The sequence below is a fragment of the Zafaria sp. Z1313 genome (assembly GCF_050563205.1).
Taxonomy (GTDB): Bacteria; Actinomycetota; Actinomycetes; order Actinomycetales; family Micrococcaceae; genus JAZDCJ01.
The window spans coordinates 15,919-33,885 of the sequence record NZ_JBNWUK010000010.1; the positions used below are offsets into that span (position 1 = coordinate 15,919).

Annotated in this window: 16 protein-coding genes; 4 read left to right on the forward strand and 12 right to left on the reverse strand. The window is 71.3% G+C overall.

Annotated features, from left to right (window positions below; all coding sequences use genetic code 11):
• Window positions 1–24: 24 nt before the first annotated feature.
• The 3 genes from ACQ3I4_RS10725 to ACQ3I4_RS10735 all read right to left on the reverse strand — a co-directional run bounded on the left by ACQ3I4_RS10725 (window position 25) and on the right by ACQ3I4_RS10735 (window position 3,131).
• A complete protein-coding gene (locus ACQ3I4_RS10725) occupies window positions 25–963 on the reverse strand; it encodes an ATP-binding cassette domain-containing protein (protein WP_329863108.1) in 939 nt (312 codons plus the stop codon).
• Window positions 964–1,007: 44 nt separating this feature from the next.
• Window positions 1,008–2,060, reverse strand: a complete 1,053-nt coding sequence (locus ACQ3I4_RS10730; RefSeq protein ID WP_329863110.1) for an ABC transporter permease — start codon at window positions 2,058–2,060, stop codon at window positions 1,008–1,010.
• A gap of 72 nt (window positions 2,061–2,132) precedes the next feature.
• Window positions 2,133–3,131 (reverse strand): substrate-binding domain-containing protein, encoded by a 999-nt coding sequence (locus ACQ3I4_RS10735; protein WP_430633525.1) that lies wholly within the window; start codon window positions 3,129–3,131, stop codon window positions 2,133–2,135.
• A gap of 270 nt (window positions 3,132–3,401) precedes the next feature.
• On the opposite strand from ACQ3I4_RS10735, the gene ACQ3I4_RS10740 reads away from it, so the two are divergent.
• Both ACQ3I4_RS10740 and iolB read left to right on the forward strand, forming a co-directional pair.
• Entirely contained in the window at window positions 3,402–4,142 is a 741-nt protein-coding gene (locus ACQ3I4_RS10740) for a GntR family transcriptional regulator (RefSeq protein ID WP_430633526.1), read from the forward strand.
• 27 nt (window positions 4,143–4,169) lie between these two features.
• On the forward strand, window positions 4,170–5,066 hold the full coding sequence (iolB, locus tag ACQ3I4_RS10745; protein WP_329863116.1) for a 5-deoxy-glucuronate isomerase: 897 nt from the start codon (window positions 4,170–4,172) through the stop codon (window positions 5,064–5,066).
• Here the strand turns inward: iolB and ACQ3I4_RS10750 are convergent.
• Complete coding sequence (locus tag ACQ3I4_RS10750; protein ID WP_430633527.1) at window positions 5,053–6,054, reverse strand: LacI family DNA-binding transcriptional regulator; 1,002 nt, start codon at window positions 6,052–6,054, stop codon at window positions 5,053–5,055. The genes iolB and ACQ3I4_RS10750 overlap by 14 nt on opposite strands.
• A gap of 166 nt (window positions 6,055–6,220) precedes the next feature.
• Here ACQ3I4_RS10750 and ACQ3I4_RS10755 point away from each other — a divergent pair, with 166 nt between their 5' ends.
• Both ACQ3I4_RS10755 and ACQ3I4_RS10760 read left to right on the forward strand, forming a co-directional pair.
• A complete protein-coding gene (locus ACQ3I4_RS10755; RefSeq protein WP_430633528.1) occupies window positions 6,221–7,399 on the forward strand; it encodes a Gfo/Idh/MocA family protein in 1,179 nt (392 codons plus the stop codon).
• The gene (locus tag ACQ3I4_RS10760; RefSeq protein ID WP_430633529.1) at window positions 7,396–8,397 is read left to right on the forward strand and encodes a sugar phosphate isomerase/epimerase family protein; all 1,002 of its coding nucleotides are present in this window, start codon (window positions 7,396–7,398) and stop codon (window positions 8,395–8,397) included. Before ACQ3I4_RS10755 ends, ACQ3I4_RS10760 begins: the two co-directional genes overlap by 4 nt.
• 176 nt (window positions 8,398–8,573) lie before the next feature.
• Here ACQ3I4_RS10760 and ACQ3I4_RS10765 read toward each other — a convergent pair whose 3' ends face one another.
• The 8 genes from ACQ3I4_RS10765 to iolC are packed head-to-tail and all read right to left on the reverse strand — an operon-like array spanning window position 8,574 to window position 17,963.
• Window positions 8,574–9,533: an MFS transporter gene (locus ACQ3I4_RS10765; protein WP_430633530.1), complete on the reverse strand. Its 960-nt coding sequence runs from the start codon at window positions 9,531–9,533 to the stop codon at window positions 8,574–8,576.
• 54 nt (window positions 9,534–9,587) lie between these two features.
• Window positions 9,588–10,460, reverse strand: coding sequence for a sugar phosphate isomerase/epimerase family protein (locus tag ACQ3I4_RS10770; RefSeq protein WP_329863126.1), 873 nt, complete (start codon window positions 10,458–10,460; stop codon window positions 9,588–9,590).
• Between the two features lie 18 nt (window positions 10,461–10,478).
• The gene (locus tag ACQ3I4_RS10775; protein ID WP_329863128.1) at window positions 10,479–11,492 is read right to left on the reverse strand and encodes a Gfo/Idh/MocA family protein; all 1,014 of its coding nucleotides are present in this window, start codon (window positions 11,490–11,492) and stop codon (window positions 10,479–10,481) included.
• Between the two features lie 52 nt (window positions 11,493–11,544).
• Entirely contained in the window at window positions 11,545–12,474 is a 930-nt protein-coding gene (locus ACQ3I4_RS10780; RefSeq protein WP_329863129.1) for a sugar phosphate isomerase/epimerase family protein, read from the reverse strand.
• A 24-nt stretch (window positions 12,475–12,498) separates the two neighbouring features.
• Window positions 12,499–14,022 carry a CoA-acylating methylmalonate-semialdehyde dehydrogenase gene (locus ACQ3I4_RS10785; RefSeq protein ID WP_329863130.1) on the reverse strand — a complete coding sequence of 508 codons (1,524 nt, stop codon included), beginning with the start codon at window positions 14,020–14,022 and terminating at the stop codon, window positions 12,499–12,501.
• A gap of 55 nt (window positions 14,023–14,077) precedes the next feature.
• Entirely contained in the window at window positions 14,078–16,024 is a 1,947-nt protein-coding gene (gene iolD / locus ACQ3I4_RS10790) for a 3D-(3,5/4)-trihydroxycyclohexane-1,2-dione acylhydrolase (decyclizing) (protein WP_329863131.1), read from the reverse strand.
• Window positions 16,025–16,029: 5 nt separating this feature from the next.
• Complete coding sequence (locus ACQ3I4_RS10795) at window positions 16,030–16,974, reverse strand: Cgl0159 family (beta/alpha)8-fold protein (protein ID WP_329863132.1); 945 nt, start codon at window positions 16,972–16,974, stop codon at window positions 16,030–16,032.
• Window positions 16,971–17,963 (reverse strand): 5-dehydro-2-deoxygluconokinase, encoded by a 993-nt coding sequence (gene iolC / locus ACQ3I4_RS10800; RefSeq protein ID WP_329863134.1) that lies wholly within the window; start codon window positions 17,961–17,963, stop codon window positions 16,971–16,973. Before iolC ends, ACQ3I4_RS10795 begins: the two co-directional genes overlap by 4 nt.
• Between the last annotated feature and the right edge of the window lie 4 nt (window positions 17,964–17,967).

The window sequence follows — 17,967 nt, forward strand, 5'->3', positions numbered from 1 at the left end:
TCCTTTCGTCGTGGAAGCGGCGGATCAGGCCAGGTTGCGGGCGGCGTCCGGCGCGTGTTCCGACGTTTCCCGGGCCTCGGCCTTGACCTCCTCGGCCAGCTCGCTGTGGCCGCCGAGCTGTTCGAGCTCGTGGGCGAGCTCGGCCAGTTCGGCGCCGCCGGCCATCTGCGCCGTGAGCTCCTCGAGGGTGATGTCCTTCTTCTCGTAGTAGCCGATCGAGCGGCCGCGCTTGAGCAGCAGGAAGCGGTCCCCCACGGGGAAGGCGTGGTGCGGGTTGTGGGTGATGAAGATGACCCCGAGGCCGCGGTCGCGGGCCTGGAGGATGTAGCGCAGCACGACGCCGGACTGCTTCACGCCCAGGGCGGCGGTCGGCTCGTCGAGGATCAGCACCTTCGCGCCGAAGTACACGGCCCGGGCGATCGCCACGCACTGGCGCTCGCCGCCGGACAGCTGGCCGATCGGCTGCTCCACGTCGCGCAGGTCGATCCCCATCGCGGCGAGCTCGTCCTTGGTCACCTGCTTCATCTTTTCTACGTCCAGGCGCTTGAACGGGCCGAACCCCGTGGACAGCTCGGAGCCGAGGAAGAAGTTGCGCCAGATCGGCATGAGCGAGACCACGGCCAGGTCCTGGTAGACCGCCGCGATGCCCGAGTCCAGGGCCTCGCGCGGCGAGGAGAGCCGGCGCGGTTCGCCGAGGATGTTGAACGTGCCGTCGTCGTGCTGGTGCAGGCCCGCGATGATCTTGATCAGGGTGGACTTGCCGGCCCCGTTGTCGCCGAGAACGCACGTGACGCGTCCGGCGTCGACCGCCATCGTCACGTCGCGCAGCGCGATGATGTTCCCGTACCGCTTCCCGACCCCGTCGAGCTCGAGCAGGTGCACGGGGGTGTGGGTCAGCGGATCGGCCTGTCCGGCGAGCAGGGCCTCCTGCTCGATGCGGTCCTTGCGGGTGCCGTGGCTCATGGGGGTTCCTTCCGGGGTGTTCCGCGACGGGGTCTCGGGGGTGCTCATTTGGATTCGGCCCTCTTCTTCACGGCGATGTTCACGATCGTGGCGAGCAGGAGCATCAGGCCCAGGAAGAACTTGAACCAGTCCGGGTTCCACTCGGCGTAGACGATGCCCTTGTTGGCCATGCCGAAGATGAACGCGCCGATCGCGCCGCCGACCGCGGAACCGTAGCCGCCGGTGAGCAGGCAGCCGCCGATGACCGCGGCGATGATGTAGAGGAACTCGTTGCCGATGCCCTCGCCGGACTGGACGGTGTCGAACGCGAAGAGGTTGTGCATGCCGAGGATCCACCCGCACAGGCCCACGCCCATGAACAGGCCGATCTTGGTCCGCACGACCGGCACGCCGACCGCGCGGGCAGCGTTCGCGTCCCCGCCCACGGCGAAGATCCAGTTCCCGACCCGCGTGCGCAGCAGGATCCACGAGGCCACCGCGACCAGACCGATCCAGAAGAACACCGTGATCTTCACGTCCACCCCGAAGATCCCGACGGAGGAGGCGAACACTGCGCGGGCCGAGGCGAAGCCGTCCATCCGCGCGATCGACGGGGTCGAGACCGAGCCGCCGATCAAGCGGGTCAGACCCAGGTTCAGGCCGGTCAGCATCAGGAACGAGGCCAGGGTCACGATGAAGGAGGGCAGCTTGGTCTTGATCAGGATCCACCCGTTCACGAAGCCGACCGCGAGCGAGACGAGCAGGGCGACGACGACGCCGACCCAGACGTTGGTGCTGAAGTACCAGGAGAACAGCGAGGCGGCCAGCGCCGAGGAGATCACCGCGACTCCCGTGGAGAGGTCGAACTCCCCGCCGATCATCAACAGGGACACCCCGACCGCCATGATCCCGATCGTCGAGGCCCCGTACAGCACGGTCGCGAAGGAGGACGGCTGCAGGAAGACCGGGGCGACGACCGCGAAGAACGCGAACAGGGCCACCGCGCCCACGAGCGCGCCGATCTCCGGACGGCCCAGCAGCTTCGCCAGCGTTCCCTTCGCCGCGACCCGGTCATCGGTCGCAGGGGGCTTAGGCGTGGTCAACGTTGTAGTACTCATCTCATGCATCACTTTCTCTCGACCAGGGGCGGCGGCGCGGCCGCCGCCCCCGGGGACCCGGAAGGCCTCGGACTAACGAATGCCCTCGGCGGCGAACTCCAGCACGGCGTCGGCGTTCTCCGCGTCGATGATGGTGGGGCCCGTCAGGACGGGCTGCCCTCCACCGATCTGGAAGCCGCCGCGGTGGGCCTGCCAGATGGCGTCGACCGCGCCGTAGCCCTGGAGCCACGGCTGCTGGTCGACCGTGAAGATGACCTCGCCGTCGACGATCTTCTGCGCCAGCTCGGGGTTCATGTCGAAGGAGGCGACCTTGATCTCGCTGCCCGCGGTCTCGGCGGACTTCAGGATGGTCAGGGTGATCGGCGCGCCGAGGCCGATGATGACGTCGGCGTCCCGCGTTGACTGCAGCTTGGCCGTCACGGTGGATTCGACCTGCGTCATGTCCGTGCCCTGCACGTAGAGGATCTCGGTGCCGGGGACCTTGGCCTTGACGCCGGCGCAGCGGTTCTCGAGGCCGACGTGGCCCTGGGCCTGGATGACGCAGATCGGGTGGCCGTAGCCGTCCTCCGCGAGCCGCTCGCCCACGGCCTCGCCGGCCAGCTTCTCGTCGGAGCCGAAGTGCGTGAACGCGCCGAGCTCCTTGAAGCGGTCCTCGCCGGCGTTCAGGCTGACGATCGGGATGCCGGCGTCGGCGGCCTTCTTGAGGGCCGAGGCCATGGCGTCGGGCTTCGCGAGCGTCACGGCGATGCCGTCGACGCCCTGGTCCACGGCCTGCTCGATGAGCTGGGCCTGGCGTCCGCCGTCCTCGTCGTTGAGGTACTGCAGGGAGACGTTGTCCTTGGACGCGGCCTCCTCCGCGCCCTTGCGCAGGATGTCCCAGAAGGTGTCTCCCGCCGGGGCGTGGGTGATGAGGGCGATTTTCAGCTCGGGCGTGGTGACGGCGTTGCCGCCCCCGCCGGCCGCCTCGGCGGCGGGGGCGCGGCCGCCCTCGCTCGAGCAGGCGGCGAGTCCCAGGAGCGGGACGACCAGGGCGGCGGCGGCGATCTTCCGCCAGGAATGCTTCGACGACACGGGAATCTCCTTCGGTTCACGTCCGGGCCGCTGGACGCGGTCCCGGGGTTGGGCCCCGCCCCACGCGGCGCCCCTCCTGACTAGAAATCATGGTGACCGCCATCACAGATGTCAATAGTATGTCAGGACATATTTACATCCTTTCCAAGATGCGTCTACGCTGGGGGCACGCCCTCGCCGGACCCACCACGGGATCCCGGGATGAGGTACGGTCGGGGCGTATCTTTGTCTTATCAATTTGACATCCTGAGGTAGGGCGGAGGAGTTTCCATGACCACCGGGTTGAACATCCCCATCGACCGCTCGTCCCCCGTTCCGCTGTACCACCAGATCGTGCAGGGGATCGAGGCGGCGATCCACGACGGGACGCTTGAGCACGGCAGCCGGCTCGCGAACGAGATCGAGCTCGCCCAGCAGCTGAACCTGTCCCGGCCCACGATGCGCAAGGCCATGGACGAGCTCGTGCGCTCCGGCCTGCTCGTCCGCAAGCGCGGCGTCGGCACGCAGGTCGTGGCCAGCCAGGTCCGCCGCCACCTCGAGCTGACGAGCCTCAACGACGACCTCGAGCGGGCGGGCAAGACCCCGAGCACCGAGGTCCTCCGCTTCGCGCACTCCCCGGCCGACGAGCGCGTCCAGGAGCTGCTCCAGCTGCCCCCCGGCGTCGGCGTGTACCACTTCACGCGCTTGCGGCGCGTCGACGGCGCCCCCCTGGCCGTGATGGAGAACTGGGTGCGCGACGACGTCGCCCAGATGACCGAGGCCGAGCTGTCCCGCGAGGGCCTGTACCGCCTCCTGCGCCAAGCGGGCGTGAACTTCCGGCTCGCCAACCAGCGCATCGGCGCGGTCTCCGCGGACGAGGAGCAGGCCCGGCGGCTCGAGGTCGCCCCGGGGGCGGCCCTCGTCACGATGGAGCGCACGGCCATGGACGACGCCGGCCGCGCCGTCGAGACCGGTTCCCACGTCTACCGCGCCGACTCCTACAGCTTCGAAATGACCCTCGTGCAGCGCTGACGCGCCGCCACCGATCGAAAGGCCCCCATGAGCGACTGGGTGTTCCCCGCAGGTTCCGCCGCCGACGGCCCGTGGGCCGTGTCCCTCGGTGCGCACGACAGCGCGAGGGCCGTCGCCGGCTGGCGCCACACCGGGCTCAAGGTGGCCCACCTGGCCCCGGGCGGCAGCGTCGGGCTCGAGGCCGCTGCGGAGGAGCGCATCGTCGTTCCGCTCGAAGGCTCGTTCACCGTGGAAGCGGGCGGTGCGCGGTACGAGCTCGCGGGGCGCGGTTCCGTCTTCGACGGCCCCTCCGACGTCCTCTACACGGGAACCGGGACCGCGCTCACTCTCTCGTCCGAGGCCGGTGGCCGCGTCGCGATCGCCCTGGCGCCGGCGCGCGAGGAGTACCCGGCCCGCCTCGTCACGGCGGCCGAGACGCCCGTCGAGCTCCGGGGCGCCGGGAACTGCTCCCGCCAGGTCCACAACTTCGGCACGCCGGCCGCCCTCGAGGCGGACCGGTTCATCGTCTGCGAAGTGATCACCCCGGCCGGCAACTGGTCCTCCTATCCCCCGCACAAGCACGACGAGGAGAAGGACGGCGAGACGAACCTCGAGGAGATCTACTACTTCGAGACCCGCACCGCGAGCGGCTCCGGCGCGCCGGCGGAGGCAGACGCCGTCGGCTACGCCCGCGTCTACGCCTCCGACGAGCGCCCGATCGACGTGGCCGCGGAGGTCCGCACGGGCGACGTCGTCCTGGTCCCCTACGGCTGGCACGGCCCCGCGATGGCGGCCCCGGGCTACGACCTCTACTACCTCAATGTGATGGCCGGTCCCGGGCGGGTCCGCGAGTGGCTCATCAGCGACGATCCGCACCACGGCTGGGTGCGCTCCACGTGGGACGCCCAGGAGGTCGACCCACGCCTTCCCTTCACCGCCCCGTAGGCGCCGGCCCCGTGGAGCCGCGCGGCACGATGCGCGGCGCGGCCTGCGGCGGGGCGGAGGGGGAACCGCCGTCGAGCCACTCGAGGAGCACCGCGCCGACGTCGGATCCGACGACGACGCCGCGGTAGTCGACGCTGCTGAGGTCCAGCAGGTGGGACCCGGCCAGGGGCGAGTCGTCGTAGCCCATGAGCGAGACGTCCTCGGGAATCCTCCGCCCGGCCCCGCGCAGGGCCGCGGCCGCGCCGAGCGCCATCGTGTCGTTCGCGGCGAGCACGGCCGTCACCTCGGGCGCGTCGCCCAGGAGTTCGACGGCGGACGCGTAGCCGTCGGGTTCGAGCGTCCCCTCCGCCGCGCGGACGGTGAGCGACGCCCCGGGGTGCGCCTCGACGGCGGCGCGGAAGGCCTCGGCGCGGACCCGGGCCGCCTCGCCGGGCCCGGTCAGGTGGCCGAGGCGGAGGTGGCCGAGGCCGAGCAGGTGCCGGGCGGCCATCTCGGCGCCGAGCGCGTCGTCGCCGGCGACGACGACGGCGCCCGGGTGGCGGACGGCGCGGTTGCCCGCGACGACGACGGGGATCCCCAGGTCGCGCGAGGAATCGGGCGGGGCCTCGGCGGCGATGACGAGCCCGTCGACGTCGAGGGAGAGGAAACCCTCGAGGCTCGCCCGGACATCCGGACCACCCGAGGCGATGTCGCCGAGCAGGACCTTGTAGCCGCGGGGTTCGACGGCGGCGCGGAGCCCCTTGAGCAGCTCGACGAACCACAGGTTCGTGTAGTCGTCGACGAGGACCCCGATGGTCCGGCTGCGGTTGGCCGCGAGCGTCGTGGCGGCCCGGCTGGGCCGGTATCCGAGCGTGGCGATGGCCCGCCGCACGGCGTCGCGCTTGGCCGCGGAGACCTTGTCCGAGCCCTGCAGGACGAGCGAGACAAGGGACTTGGAGACGCCCGCCTCGCGGGCCACGTCGTAGATCGTCGGGCGTTTGGCCGCCACCGCTCCCCCTGGGAAAAGGCCGTCCGCCCGGCCGCTCCGGGCGCTCGGATGACCACACTACCCGAGAGGTATTGACAGGACATACTCTCAAATGGAGAATTCAATGGAGCGCTCCAAATGTGACGCCACCCACCACCATCCCACCCTCCAGACGAAGAGGTACGACATGGCCAAGGCACTTGGCGTCGCCGTCATCGGCGCCGGCATGGCCGGCCGCGGACACGCGGCCGCCTACCACGCAGCATCGACTATCAACAGCCCCACCCTCCCGCCGATCCGGCTCGTGTCGATCGCGGACATCAACGAGGAGTTCGGGACCCTCGCGGCGCGGCGATTCGGCTACGAGCGCTACGACCGCACGTGGCAGGACATCGCCGCGGCCGACGACATCGACGTCGTGAGCGTCGTGGTGGCGAACCACCTGCACCGCGAGATCGTCGAGGGGCTCCTCGCCGCCGGCAAGCACGTCCTGTGCGAGAAGCCGCTCAGCGACTCGCTCGACGAGGCCCGCGCCATGGCCCGCATCGCCGCCGAGGCCGCGCCGCTGGCCCGGATCGGCTTCACCTTCCGCCGCACCCCGGGCATCGCCTACGTCCGCGAGCTCATCCAATCGGGGACGCTCGGCAAGGTGCTGCACTTCAGCGGCCGCTACTGGACCGATTACGCGTGCAGCCCGCAGGCCCCCATGAGCTGGCGCTTCAAGGGTGGCCCGGGCTCCGGCGCCCTGGCCGACGTCGGCAGCCACCTCGCCTACGTCGCCGAGTTCCTGTGCGGCGACATCTCCTCCGTCGCCGGTGGCCGCCTCGCGACCGCCATCACCGAGCGTCCCGTGCCCCTCGGCGCGGTGTTCGGCCACGAGCACACGGAGGTCTCGGAGCAGCTCGAGGCCGTCGAAAACGACGACTACGCGGCGTTCAATGCAGCGTTCGCCGGCGGCGGCACCGGTTCCTTCGAGGTCTCCCGCGTCGCCGCCGGCCACCCGACCACGCTCACGTTCGAGGTCTTCTGCGAGAACGGCGCAGCGGTGTGGGACCAGCGCCGCCCCGCCGAGGTCCAGCTCTTCGTCAACGAGGGACCGGCAAAGTCCAACGGCTACCGTCAGGTCCTCCTCGGCCCCGAGCACCCCTACTTCGGCGGCGGCCTCGCCATGGACGCCCCCGGCATGGGCGTGGGCCAGAACGAGGCGTTCGTCTACCAGGCCCGCGCCTTCCTCGAAGAGGTCGCGGGGATCGAAGACGGGGCGCTGCCGCGCTGCGCGACGTTCGAGGAGGGCCTGCACAACATGGAGCTCCTGGAGGCCGTGACCCGCTCGGCCCTCTCCGGCGGACAGCTGGTGACGCTGTGAAGCTCGGGGTCTACACCGCCATCCTCCACGACCGCCCGCTGGCCGAGGCGCTCGACGTCCTCGCCTCCCTCGGCCTCGACGCCGCGGAGATCAACGCGGGCGGCTTCCTGCCACCCGTCCACCTGCCCGTCGAGCAGATCCTCGCGAGCGGATCCGCACGCGACGACTACCTGGGCCTCTTCGCCGGGAAGGGGATCGAGCTCGCCGGCCTGAACGCGAACGGCAATCCGCTGCACCCCGACCCGGCGATCGGGCCGAAGCACGCCGAGGAGCTGCGCCGGGCCATCCGCGTCGCGGGCGCCCTGGGCCAGACCCGCGTCGTCACGATGTCGGGGCTCCCCGGCGGGGAGCCCGGCGCCACCGTCCCGAACTGGATCGTGAACCCCTGGAGCTCGGGCGCGCTCGACGTGCTCGACTACCAGTGGGACCGGGTCGCCGTGCCGTTCTGGAAGGAGATCGACGAGCTCGCCGGCGAGCACGGAGTCAAGGTCGCGATCGAGATGCACCCGCAGAACCTCGTCTTCAATCCGCCGACGCTCAAGCGGCTCGTCGAGCGCGCGGGCACCGCCAACGTCGGCGCTGAAATGGACCCCTCGCACTTGTTCTGGCAGCACATGGACCCCGTCGCGGCCGTCGACTACCTCGGCGACCTCGTGGTCCACGCCGCCGCGAAGGACGTGCGGATCAACCCGGAGGCCGCCGTCTACGGCGTCCTCGACGACCGCTTCCGCCGCCTCCGCGAGGACGAGGAGCGCACGGGGCTCGGCGGGCACGAGTACGTCAACGAGTGGCCGAAGGACTCCGCCTGGGACTTCGTGGCGCTCGGCCGCGGGCACGACGCCGGATTCTGGACCCGCTTCCTCGCGGCACTGCACCGCGTCGACCCCGACATGGCCGTCCACATCGAGCACGAGGACACTTCCCTCGGCCGCATCGAGGGCCTCGAGGTCGCCGCGGGCGTCCTGCTGGAGGCAGCCGGGAACGCCGGGCTCCGCTGACGCGGGCCGGGCCCCGCACTCCGACGGCGTACTGGTTCCCGGAGGTGCGCCCGGCGCCACACCGGGGGCAGAATGAGAGCGGCGCGCCCAGGCGGGACACGATTGACGCGGGACCCGCCCGGGCACGCCGGGCATGAGGCAGCGGCACGGTCCCCCACACCGTGCCGCTGCCGCTCTCAGGCGGCGTGGTGGGGACCCACCGTGCCGCTGCCGGGACGGGCCAGGGCGGCCCGGTCGCCGGCACGGAACTCCTCCTCGAGCTCCTCGAGCGTCTTGCCGCGGGTCTCCGGGAGGTAGAGCTTCACGAAGACCACCGCGCCGACGCCGAGGACGGCGAAGAGGTAGAAGGTATTGGAGATGCCCATCGCGTCCACGAGCATCGGGAACGAGAACCCGACGCCGAAGTTCACGATCCACAGGACGAACGTCGCCACGCCCATCCCCAGGCCGCGGATCCGCTGCGGGAAGATCTCGGAGAGCATGAGCCACGTGACCGTCGAGATCGACGCCTGCTGGAAGGCCAGGAACGTCACGGTCAGCGACAGGATCACGAAGCCGCGGGCCGTTCCCTCCGGCAGCACGGAGGAGAAGAAGCCGATCAGCGCGAGCGCGGAGATGGTCCCCAGCTGGCCCGTGATGAGCATCGGCCGGCGCCCCACCTTGCCGAGCAGCCAGATCCCGAAGAAGACCGCGACGACCGAGACCACCCCGTTGGCGATGTTCGCCGTCAGGGCCGCCTGCGTGCCGAAGCCGGCCTGCTTCAGGATCTCCGTGCCGTAGTACATGATCGAGTTCACGCCCGTGATCTGCTGGCAGACCGCGATCCCGATCCCGATCAGGAACACGCCCGCCAGGGCCATGATCATGCGCCGGCGCCCGTAGCGGTCGGCGAGCCGGCCGCCGAACATGGCCCCGAAGGCCGCCCCGAGGAGCAGGGAACTCGTCACGAGCCCCGTCGTGAACGGCGTCAGCCCGAGGTCCTCCTCCATAAACGGCAGGGCTCCGTTGATGACGCCCGTGTCGTAGCCGAACAGGAGGCCGCCAAGTGTGCTCACGGCCATGATGCGCTTGAGGTTCTTGTTGGGTTCTCCGTGGTCCGCCGTCGTGGCGGTGCCGGGTGCAACGGGCAGGGTCATGGGTCGGTTCACCGTTCGTCGTCCTCCGGGGCTGTCGTCGTCCGCGGCCCCGGGCTACTGCGTGCTGGAGACGTACTCCTGCATGGCCCGTAGCTGGTAGCGGGAGACCTCGTGCGCGTTCTCGTTCTCGGCGAAGACCGAGGAGACCATGACGGACTCCTGGCGCCCGTAGAAGCCGTTCTCCGCGAGGCCGCCGAAGAACTCGTCCCAGTTCACGTCGCCGTCGCCGATCTTGAGGTGCTGGTGCACGCGCACCGGGTTGCCCGGCGGGTTGGTGATGTAGCGCAGGCCGTGTGAGGCGTGGTGGTTCATGGTGTCGGCCACGTGGACCACGCGCAGGCGGTCCCCGACGGCGTCCATGATGTCCAGGGGCGCGTCCTTCATGTGGAAGGAGTGCGCGGCGACGTAGACGAACGAGAGGTTCGGCGAGTTCACGCCGCGGATCACGCGCCAGGCCGCGAGCCCCTCCTCGACGAAGTCGTCCGGGTGCGGGTCGATCGCGACGTCGATCCCCTCGCGCTCGATCAGGGGCAGGAGTTCCTCGAGGGAGCGGTAGAACGCGGCCTCCGACGCCTCGGCGTGCTCCGGGCGGCCGGAGAACTCCGTGTTCATCTGCCGCACGCCGAGGTCGACGGCGATCTGGATGGCGCGCTTCCAGTAGCGGACGGCGGCCTCCCGCTCCCACTCGACGGGCGAGGACCAGCGCAGCACGGGCAGCACGGAGGCGATTTCGACGCCGGCGGCGCGGCATGCGTCGCGCAGCCCGCCCACGAGCCGGTCGTCGGCCTTCGGGTGGGTGAAGAACGGAACGACGTCCGCGTGCGGGGTGAGCTGCAGGTACTTGTAGCCGAGGTCCGCCGCGAGCTGTGGGAACTCGAGGACGGAATGGCTGTGGTGGAAGGGGGTGGGATCCAGGGCGATCTTCATGGGCGTCTCTCCTGTCGGTTACGCGTAGAGCGCGGGCTTCTCGTTGAGGACGACGGCGACCTTGCCGCCCGTGCGCTGGGCCTCGACCCCGGCCTCGCAGCACGCGGCCGTGGCGTAGCCGTCCCACGCGCTCGGACCCGCGATCGCGCCGCGGCGCGCGGCGTCCGCCCAGGCCTGGATCTCGACGTCGTAGGCCGCGCCGAAGCGGGCCTCGAAGCCGGGGGCGACGATCCCGCCCCAGCGGCCGGCGCTGCGGACGTAGGGGCCGGCGTCGTGGCCGATGGAGACGATGCCGGTCTCGAGGGTCGCCTGCGTGGCCACCTCGTAGCCGAACTGGGCGTTGACGTAGATCTCGACGTCGGCGAGCACGCCGGACTCGGTCTCCAGGAGCACGTGCTGCGGGTCGTGCTGGCCCTCGGGCGCGTGCCGGGTGGGCTTGCCGAGGCGGACCTGCACCGAGGTGATCTCCTCGCCCGTGAAGAAGCGGACGGCGTCGAACTCGTGGACCACCGAGTCGTTGATGAGCATCTCGTTGGTGAAGCCGGGCGGGGTGTCGGGGTTGCGGTGCTGGTGGTGCAGCATGAGCAGCTCGCCGAACTCGCCCGAGCGGATCGACTCGCGCAGCCGCACGTAGTCGGCGTCGAAGCGGCGCATGAAGCCCACCTGGATGAGCTGGCGGCCGAGCGCGGCCTCCGCCTGGACGATCTCCCACGAGGAGGCGGCGTCGGGCGTCAGCGGCTTCTCGCACAGGATCGGCAGGCCGCGCTCAAGCGCGGCGAGCAGGATGTCCTTGTGGAGGAAGCCCGGGGTCGCGATGAGGACCGCGTCGACGTCCCGGCCCTCGAGCGCCTCGGCGGCGTCGGCGAGCGCGACGGCGCCGGGGATCCCCTCGATGGCCGCGCGGGCGCGGTCCAGGTCGATGTCGACGACGGCGGAGACCTCGGCACCGTTGATGCGGTGGTGCAGGCGCTGGATGTGGTCGGCGCCCATGCGTCCGGCTCCGATGACGGCAACGCGAAGCGTCTCTGCCACGGCTGCTCCTTTCAGGGGTGGGGCCCGGGGACCGGGCGGAGGGTGGAGGGTGTCAGACGCGGGTGCGGGACCCGCAGGAGAGCAGGTGCCGGCGCGTCCGGGTTGCGATCGGGAGCGGGACGGAGAAGTCCGCGACGGGATACATGTCCTGCTCGACGATCCCGTAGACGTGCCTCTCGAGCTTCTCGACGGCGTCGATGACGGCGCCGAGGTCCGGCAGGCCGGCGGGCGGCTCGACCATGACTCCGGCGAGGTTCGCGGCGGCCCAGGTCAGGTTCCGCTCACGGACGGTGGCGAGGACCTGCGGGTCGATCTGCTTCAAGTGCAGGTAGCCGATCCGTTCCGGGTACTTCTCGATGAGCTCCACGGAGGACGCGCCGCCGTACTCCGCGTGGCCCGTGTCCAGGCACAGGGTCGTCAGCTTCGGGTCGGTGTTCTGCAGGAACGTCTCGATGTCCGCCTGGCCGCACACGTGCGAGTCGGCGTGCGAGTGGAACTGCTGCTGCAGCCCGTACTCCTCCTGCAGGATCCGCCCCAGCCGGTCGTGTCCGGCGAAGAGCGAGGACCAGGCCTCGGCCGAGAGGTGCTCGTCCTCGACGGCCTCGCCCGTGACGTCGTCGCGCCACATGGCCGGGATCACGACGATGTGCTGCCCGCCGAGCGCCGCCGTGAGCTCGGCGACCTTGCGGGCCGGCTCCCAGGCCTGTTCCCAGGCGCCCGCCGATCCGTCGAGCCCGCGGTGGAAGGCCGTGAACACGGTGCCGGCGCAGACGTTCAGGTCCCGGGCGGCGAGCTCGTCGGCAAGCCGCGACGGGTCGGTCGGCAGGTAGCCGTAGGGACCCAGCTCGATCGTCTTGTAGCCGGCCTCGGCGACCTCGTCGAGGAAGCGCTGCCAGGGGGTCTGCTTCGGGTCGTCGGCGAACCAGACGCCCCAGGAGTCGGGGGCCGTGCCGATCGTGATGTGCCGCTGGATGTCGTTCATGTCCTGCGTCCCTTTCCTGCGGGGCTAGTTGGACGGGAAGTTGAAGGAGGCCGTGGATTCCTGCGCCGGCTCGGGCCAGCGCTGGGTCACGGCCTTGCCGCGGGTGTAGAAGCGCACGCCGTCGGGGCCGTAGATGTGGTGGTCGCCGAACAGCGAGTCCTTCCAGCCGCCGAAGGAGTGCCACGCCACGGGGACGGGCAGCGGGATGTTGACGCCGACCATGCCCACGCGGATGCGGCGGGTGTAGGTGCGGGCGTGCGCCCCGGACGAGGTGAAGATCGCGGTGCCGTTGCCGTACGGGTTGGCGTTGACGAGCTCGATGGCCTCCTCGAGCGAGTTGACGCGGACCACGACGAGCACGGGGCCGAAGATCTCCTCGGTGTAGGCGCTCATCTCGGTGGTGACCTTGTCGATCACCGTGGGGCCGATGAAGAAGCCCTCCTCGTGGTCCTTCACGACCAGCTCCCGCCCGTCGACGAGCACGGCGGCGCCGGCCTCGCCGGCCTCGCCGACGATCCGCTGGATGCGGGTCTTCGAGGCCGGGGTGATGACGGGTCCCATGTCGGCGGCGGGGTCCGTGCCGTCGGCCACGGTGATGTCGTTCGCCCGGTCCACGAGCCGGTCCAGGAGCGCGTCGCCCGCGGCGCCGACGGCCACGGCCACGGAGATGGCCATGCAGCGCTGGCCGGCGGAGCCGAACGCGGCGGCGGTGAGGTGGTCCGCGGCGAGGTCCAGGTCGGCGTCGGGCATGACGACGGCGTGGTTCTTGGCGCCGCCGAGGGCCTGCACGCGCTTGCCGTGCTTCGTGGCGGTCTCGTGGACGTACCGGGCGATCGGGGTGGAGCCGACGAAGGAGATCCCGTCGACGTCGGGGTGCGTGAGCAGCCCGTCGACCGTCTCCTTGCCACCGTGCAGGACGGTGAAGACGCCGTCGGGCAGGCCGGCCTCCTGGAACAGCCGGGCGATGAGCAGGCTCGCGGAGGGGTCTCGCTCGGAGGGCTTGAGGATGAACGCATTGCCGGCGGCGATCGCGACGGGCGCCATCCACAGGGGCACCATGACGGGGAAGTTGAACGGCGTGATGCCGGCGACGACGCCGAGGGGCTGGCGGAAGGAGAAGACGTCGATCCCGCCGGAGACCTGGTCCGAGTACTCGCCCTTGAGCGACTGGGAGATCCCGCAGGCGAACTCGACGACCTCGAGGCCGCGCCCGATCTCGCCGGCCGCGTCGGAGAGCACCTTGCCGTGCTCGCTCGTGACGATGCGGGCGAGCTCGTCGGTGTGCGCGGCGAGCAGCTCGCGGAACCTGAAGAGGACCGCGGTGCGGCGGGCGATCGAGACCTCGCCCCATGTGTCGGCGGCGGCCCGCGCGGCGGCGACGGCGGCCTCGAGGTCGGCCGGGCCCGCGAGCCGCAGCTCGCCCGTGACCTCGCCGGTCGCCGGGTTGTAGACGGGCTGCGTGGCGGTGCCCTCGCCGGCCGTCTCGGCGCCGTTGATGAAGTGGTTGATGGTCCGCACGCCCGTGGCGGTCGTGGTCTGCGTGGTCATGGCTTCCTCTCGGGGTCTGCTGTCGTGGGGGGCTGGGCGGGCCGGGGCGGCCCGGCTAGCCCAGGTAGTGCTGCTGGATGGACTTCTTCTGCGTGTAGGTCCCGTAGGCGGCGCGGGTCGAGTCGAGCTCGGAGACGGCCGAGACCGGCACGTCCCACCAGGACTCGGAGTCGGGCGCGTCCAGGAGCGGATCGGATTCGATGTGGATCACGATCGGACCGGAGCCCTCGGGCGCGGCCTTGGCCTCGGCCACGGCCGCGGCGAGCGCGTCGATCGCGTCGGGCCCCGGCTCGATCCGGAGGACCCGCACCCCGAGCGACTCGGCGTTGGCGGCGAGGTCGACGGGGAGCTTCTCCCCCGCGTCGAAGGAGTGCCCCTGCCGGTCCAGCACGCGGTACTGGGTGCCGAAGCGCTGGGATCCGAGGGACTCGGAGAGCGAGCCGATCGAGGCGTAGCCGTGGTTCTGGATGAGCACGGTGATGAGCTTGATCCCCTCGGCCACCGCGGTGACAAGCTCGGTATGCATCATCAGGTAGGAGCCGTCGCCGACCATGACGACGACGTCGCGCGCCTCGGTCCCGTCCGCCGCGGCCTCGTCGAGCGCGGCCCGCTTGACGCCGAGCCCGCCGGCGATCTCGTAGCCCATGCAGGAGAACGCGTACTCGACGTGGTAGCCGTAGGCGTCCTTGACGCGCCACATCTTGTGCAGGTCCCCGGGCAGCGAGCCGGCGGCGCAGACCACCACATCGGTGTCCGCCATGGCGCCGCGGACGGCGCCGATGATCTCGTTCTGCGCCGGCAGCGGGGCATGGCGGGTCGTGAACGCCTCGTCGACGGTCGCGTCCCAGCGCCGCTTCTCCTCGGCGACCACGTGCTCGAGGTCCGCGCCGACGCGGTACCCGGACAGCGCCGTCGTCAGCGCCTCGAGGGCCTTGCGGGCGTCCGCGACGATCGGCAGGGACGTCCCGTGCTTGTACGCGTCGAGGGCGGCGACGTTGATGTTGATGAAGGAGGCGTCCGGGTTCTGGAACGCCGTCCTCGAGGCCGTGGTGAAGTCCTCGTAGCGCGTGCCGATCCCGATCACGAGGTCCGCCTCCCGCGCCAGGGCGTTCGCCGCCGTCGTCCCCGTGGAGCCGATCGCGCCGAGGCAGTACGGGGCGTCCCAGGGCAGCGAGCCGACGCCGGCCTGCGTGTAGCCGACGGGGATCCCGGTGGCCTCGGCGAACGCGGCGAGCTGGTCCTGGGCGAACGCGTAGAGCACGCCGCCTCCGGCGACGACGAGGGGGCGCTTGGCCGCGCGGATGCGGCGCGCGGCCTCGGCGATGTCGGCGGCGTCCGGCTCGGGGCGGCGGATCCGCCACTCGCGCTCGGCGAGGAACTCCTCGGGGACCGCGAAGGCCTCGGCCTGGACGTCCTGCGGGAGCGAGATCGTCACGGCACCGGTCTCGGCCGGGTCCGTCAGCACGCGCAGCCCGTGCATGAACGCGGAGAACAACTGCTCGGGCCGGTTGACCCGGTCGAAGTACTTGGACAGCGGGCGGAACGCGTCGTTGACCGTGATGTCGTAGCCATGGGGGTGCTCGAGCTGCTGGAGCACGGGGTCGGCGGCCCGCGTCGCGAAGGTGTCGCTCGGCAGCAGCAGGACGGGCAGGCGGTTGGCCGTGGCCAGCGCGGCGCCCGTGAGCAGGTTGGAAGAGCCGGGGCCGATCGACGTGGACACGGCGTACGTCGCGCGGCGGCGCGTGTGGCGGGCGTAGCCGACGGCCTGGTGCGATTGCGCCTGCTCGTTGCGTCCCTGGTAGTAGGGCATGAGCGTGGGATCGGCGGCCTGCCACTGCTTCAGGGCCTGTCCGACGCCGGCGACGTTGCCGTGGCCGAAGATCCCGAACATGCCGGGGATCAGCCGGCCGCGGTAGTCCTGCCCGCCGACCGAGTCGACGACGTACTGGCGCCCGAGGAACTCGACGACCGCCTGCGCGACGGTCAGGGTGCGCTGTGCCATGTCTTCTAGGACTCCTTCGAGGTGATGCCCGCGGCGGCCGGGGCCGGCGTGGTCTTGAGCAGGGAGGCGGCCGTTGCCACCGCGGCGGCGACGTCGCCGTCGGGAGGATACAGGAGGGTGCGGCCCACGGTCAGGCCCTGGACGCCCGGGAGGGCGAGGGCGTCCGACCAGCTCGCGAAGACCTCGTCGGGGGCGCCGTCGGGGTCGCCGCCCAGGAGCACGGTCGGCATCGTCGTGGCCGCCATGACGCGTTCCATCTCCGCCACCACGGGCAGCTTCATCCAGGTGTAGGCGCTCGTGGCCCCGAGTCCGGAGGCGATCGCGACGGACTTGACGACGGCGTCGGCCGAGAGGTCGTTGCGGACCCGCCCGTCGACCCAGGAGGAGAGGAACGGCTCGACCATGGCGATCAGGCCCCGCGCGGCGAGCTCGTCGATCGCGTGGGCCGTGTTCTCCAGGACCGAGGCCGTCGCGGGGTCCCCGAGGCCGATCCGGGTGAGCATCTTGCCGCCGTCGGCCCCGAACGCCGCGAGCGCCTCGGCGGTGTGACCCGTGAAGCGGTCGTCGAGCTCGTTGACGAATCCTGCGAGCCCCCCGCGGTTCATGGAGCCGAAGACGAGCTTGCCCTCGAGCGCACCGAGGAGCAGGAGGTCGTCCATGACGTCGGGGCTCGCGAGCACGCCGTCGACGGCCGGGTTCTCGAGCGCGGTGCGCAGGCGGTCCAGGAGGTCGCGCCGGTCGGCCATGGCCGTCGCATCGGAACCGACGGCGAGCGCCCCACGGGCCGGGTGGTCGGCCGCGATGATGAAGTTCTGCCGGCCCAGGACGGGGCCCGGGTGGCGCCGGCGGGCCACGGCCGCGGCGGCCACGGCGCCGGGATCCTCGAGCCGGAGCCGCGTGAGCTGCTCGTAGCGCCGGGGGTCCTGCGGGTCGATGGAGTGAAGGCTCACTGGGCGCCCTCCAGTTCTTCCAGGGCCGGGGTCAGGCGCCCGCGCTCGGCGAGCAGGGCGAGGACTTCGGCGGGAGTGGGCATGTCTTCGGAGCAGGCGAGCCGGGAGGCCACGATGGCCCCGGAGGCGTTGGCGTAGTCGAGGACCGTCTCGAGCGGCCAACCGGCCAGGAGTCCGTGGCAGAAAGCGCCTCCGAAGGAGTCTCCCGCGCCGAGCCCGTTGACGGTCTGCACGGGCACGGGGGCGGAGACCACGCGCTCGGTGCGGGTCTTGGCCATGACGCCCTCGGGGCCGAGCTTGACGACGGCGATCTCGACGCCCGCGTCGAGCAGCCGGTCCGCCTGCTCGTCGGGGGTTCCGCGGCCGACGGCGACGGCGCACTCGGTGTCGTTGCCGATGGCGACGCCCACGTGCGGCAGGATGGCGGCGAGCTGCTCGTGGGCGGCCTGTTCCGAGTCCCAGAACATCGGCCGGTAGTCGAGGTCCAGGACCGTGAATGCGCCCTCGCCGAGTCCGGTGCGGGCGGCCAGGGCGGCGAGGTGCGCGGCCCGGCTCGGTTCGCGGCTCAGGCCCGTGACGGTGGACCAGAAGATCCGGGCGCCGCGCACGGCGTCGAGGTCGAGCTCGTCGGCGCGGATCTCCCAGTCCGGGGCGGTGGGCTGGCGCCCGTAGAAGTAGAGCGGGAAGTCCTCGGGCGGCTGGATCGCGCAGAACGTCACGGGTGTCTGCAGCCCGGCGACGCGGACGGCTTGGGCGGCGTCGACGCCGTAGCGCTCGAGCTCGCGCAGGAGGTAGCCCCCGAAGTCGTCGTCGCCGACGCGGGTCACGACGCCGGCCCGGCGCCCGTGCCGCGCCGCGGCGACCGCCACGTTGGTCGGTGATCCTCCGAGGTACTTGCCGAAGCTGCCGACGTCGGCGAGGCCCACGCCGATGTCGTTGGGGTAGATGTCGACGCTGATGCGTCCCATGGTCAGCACGTCGAGGTTCACGCTG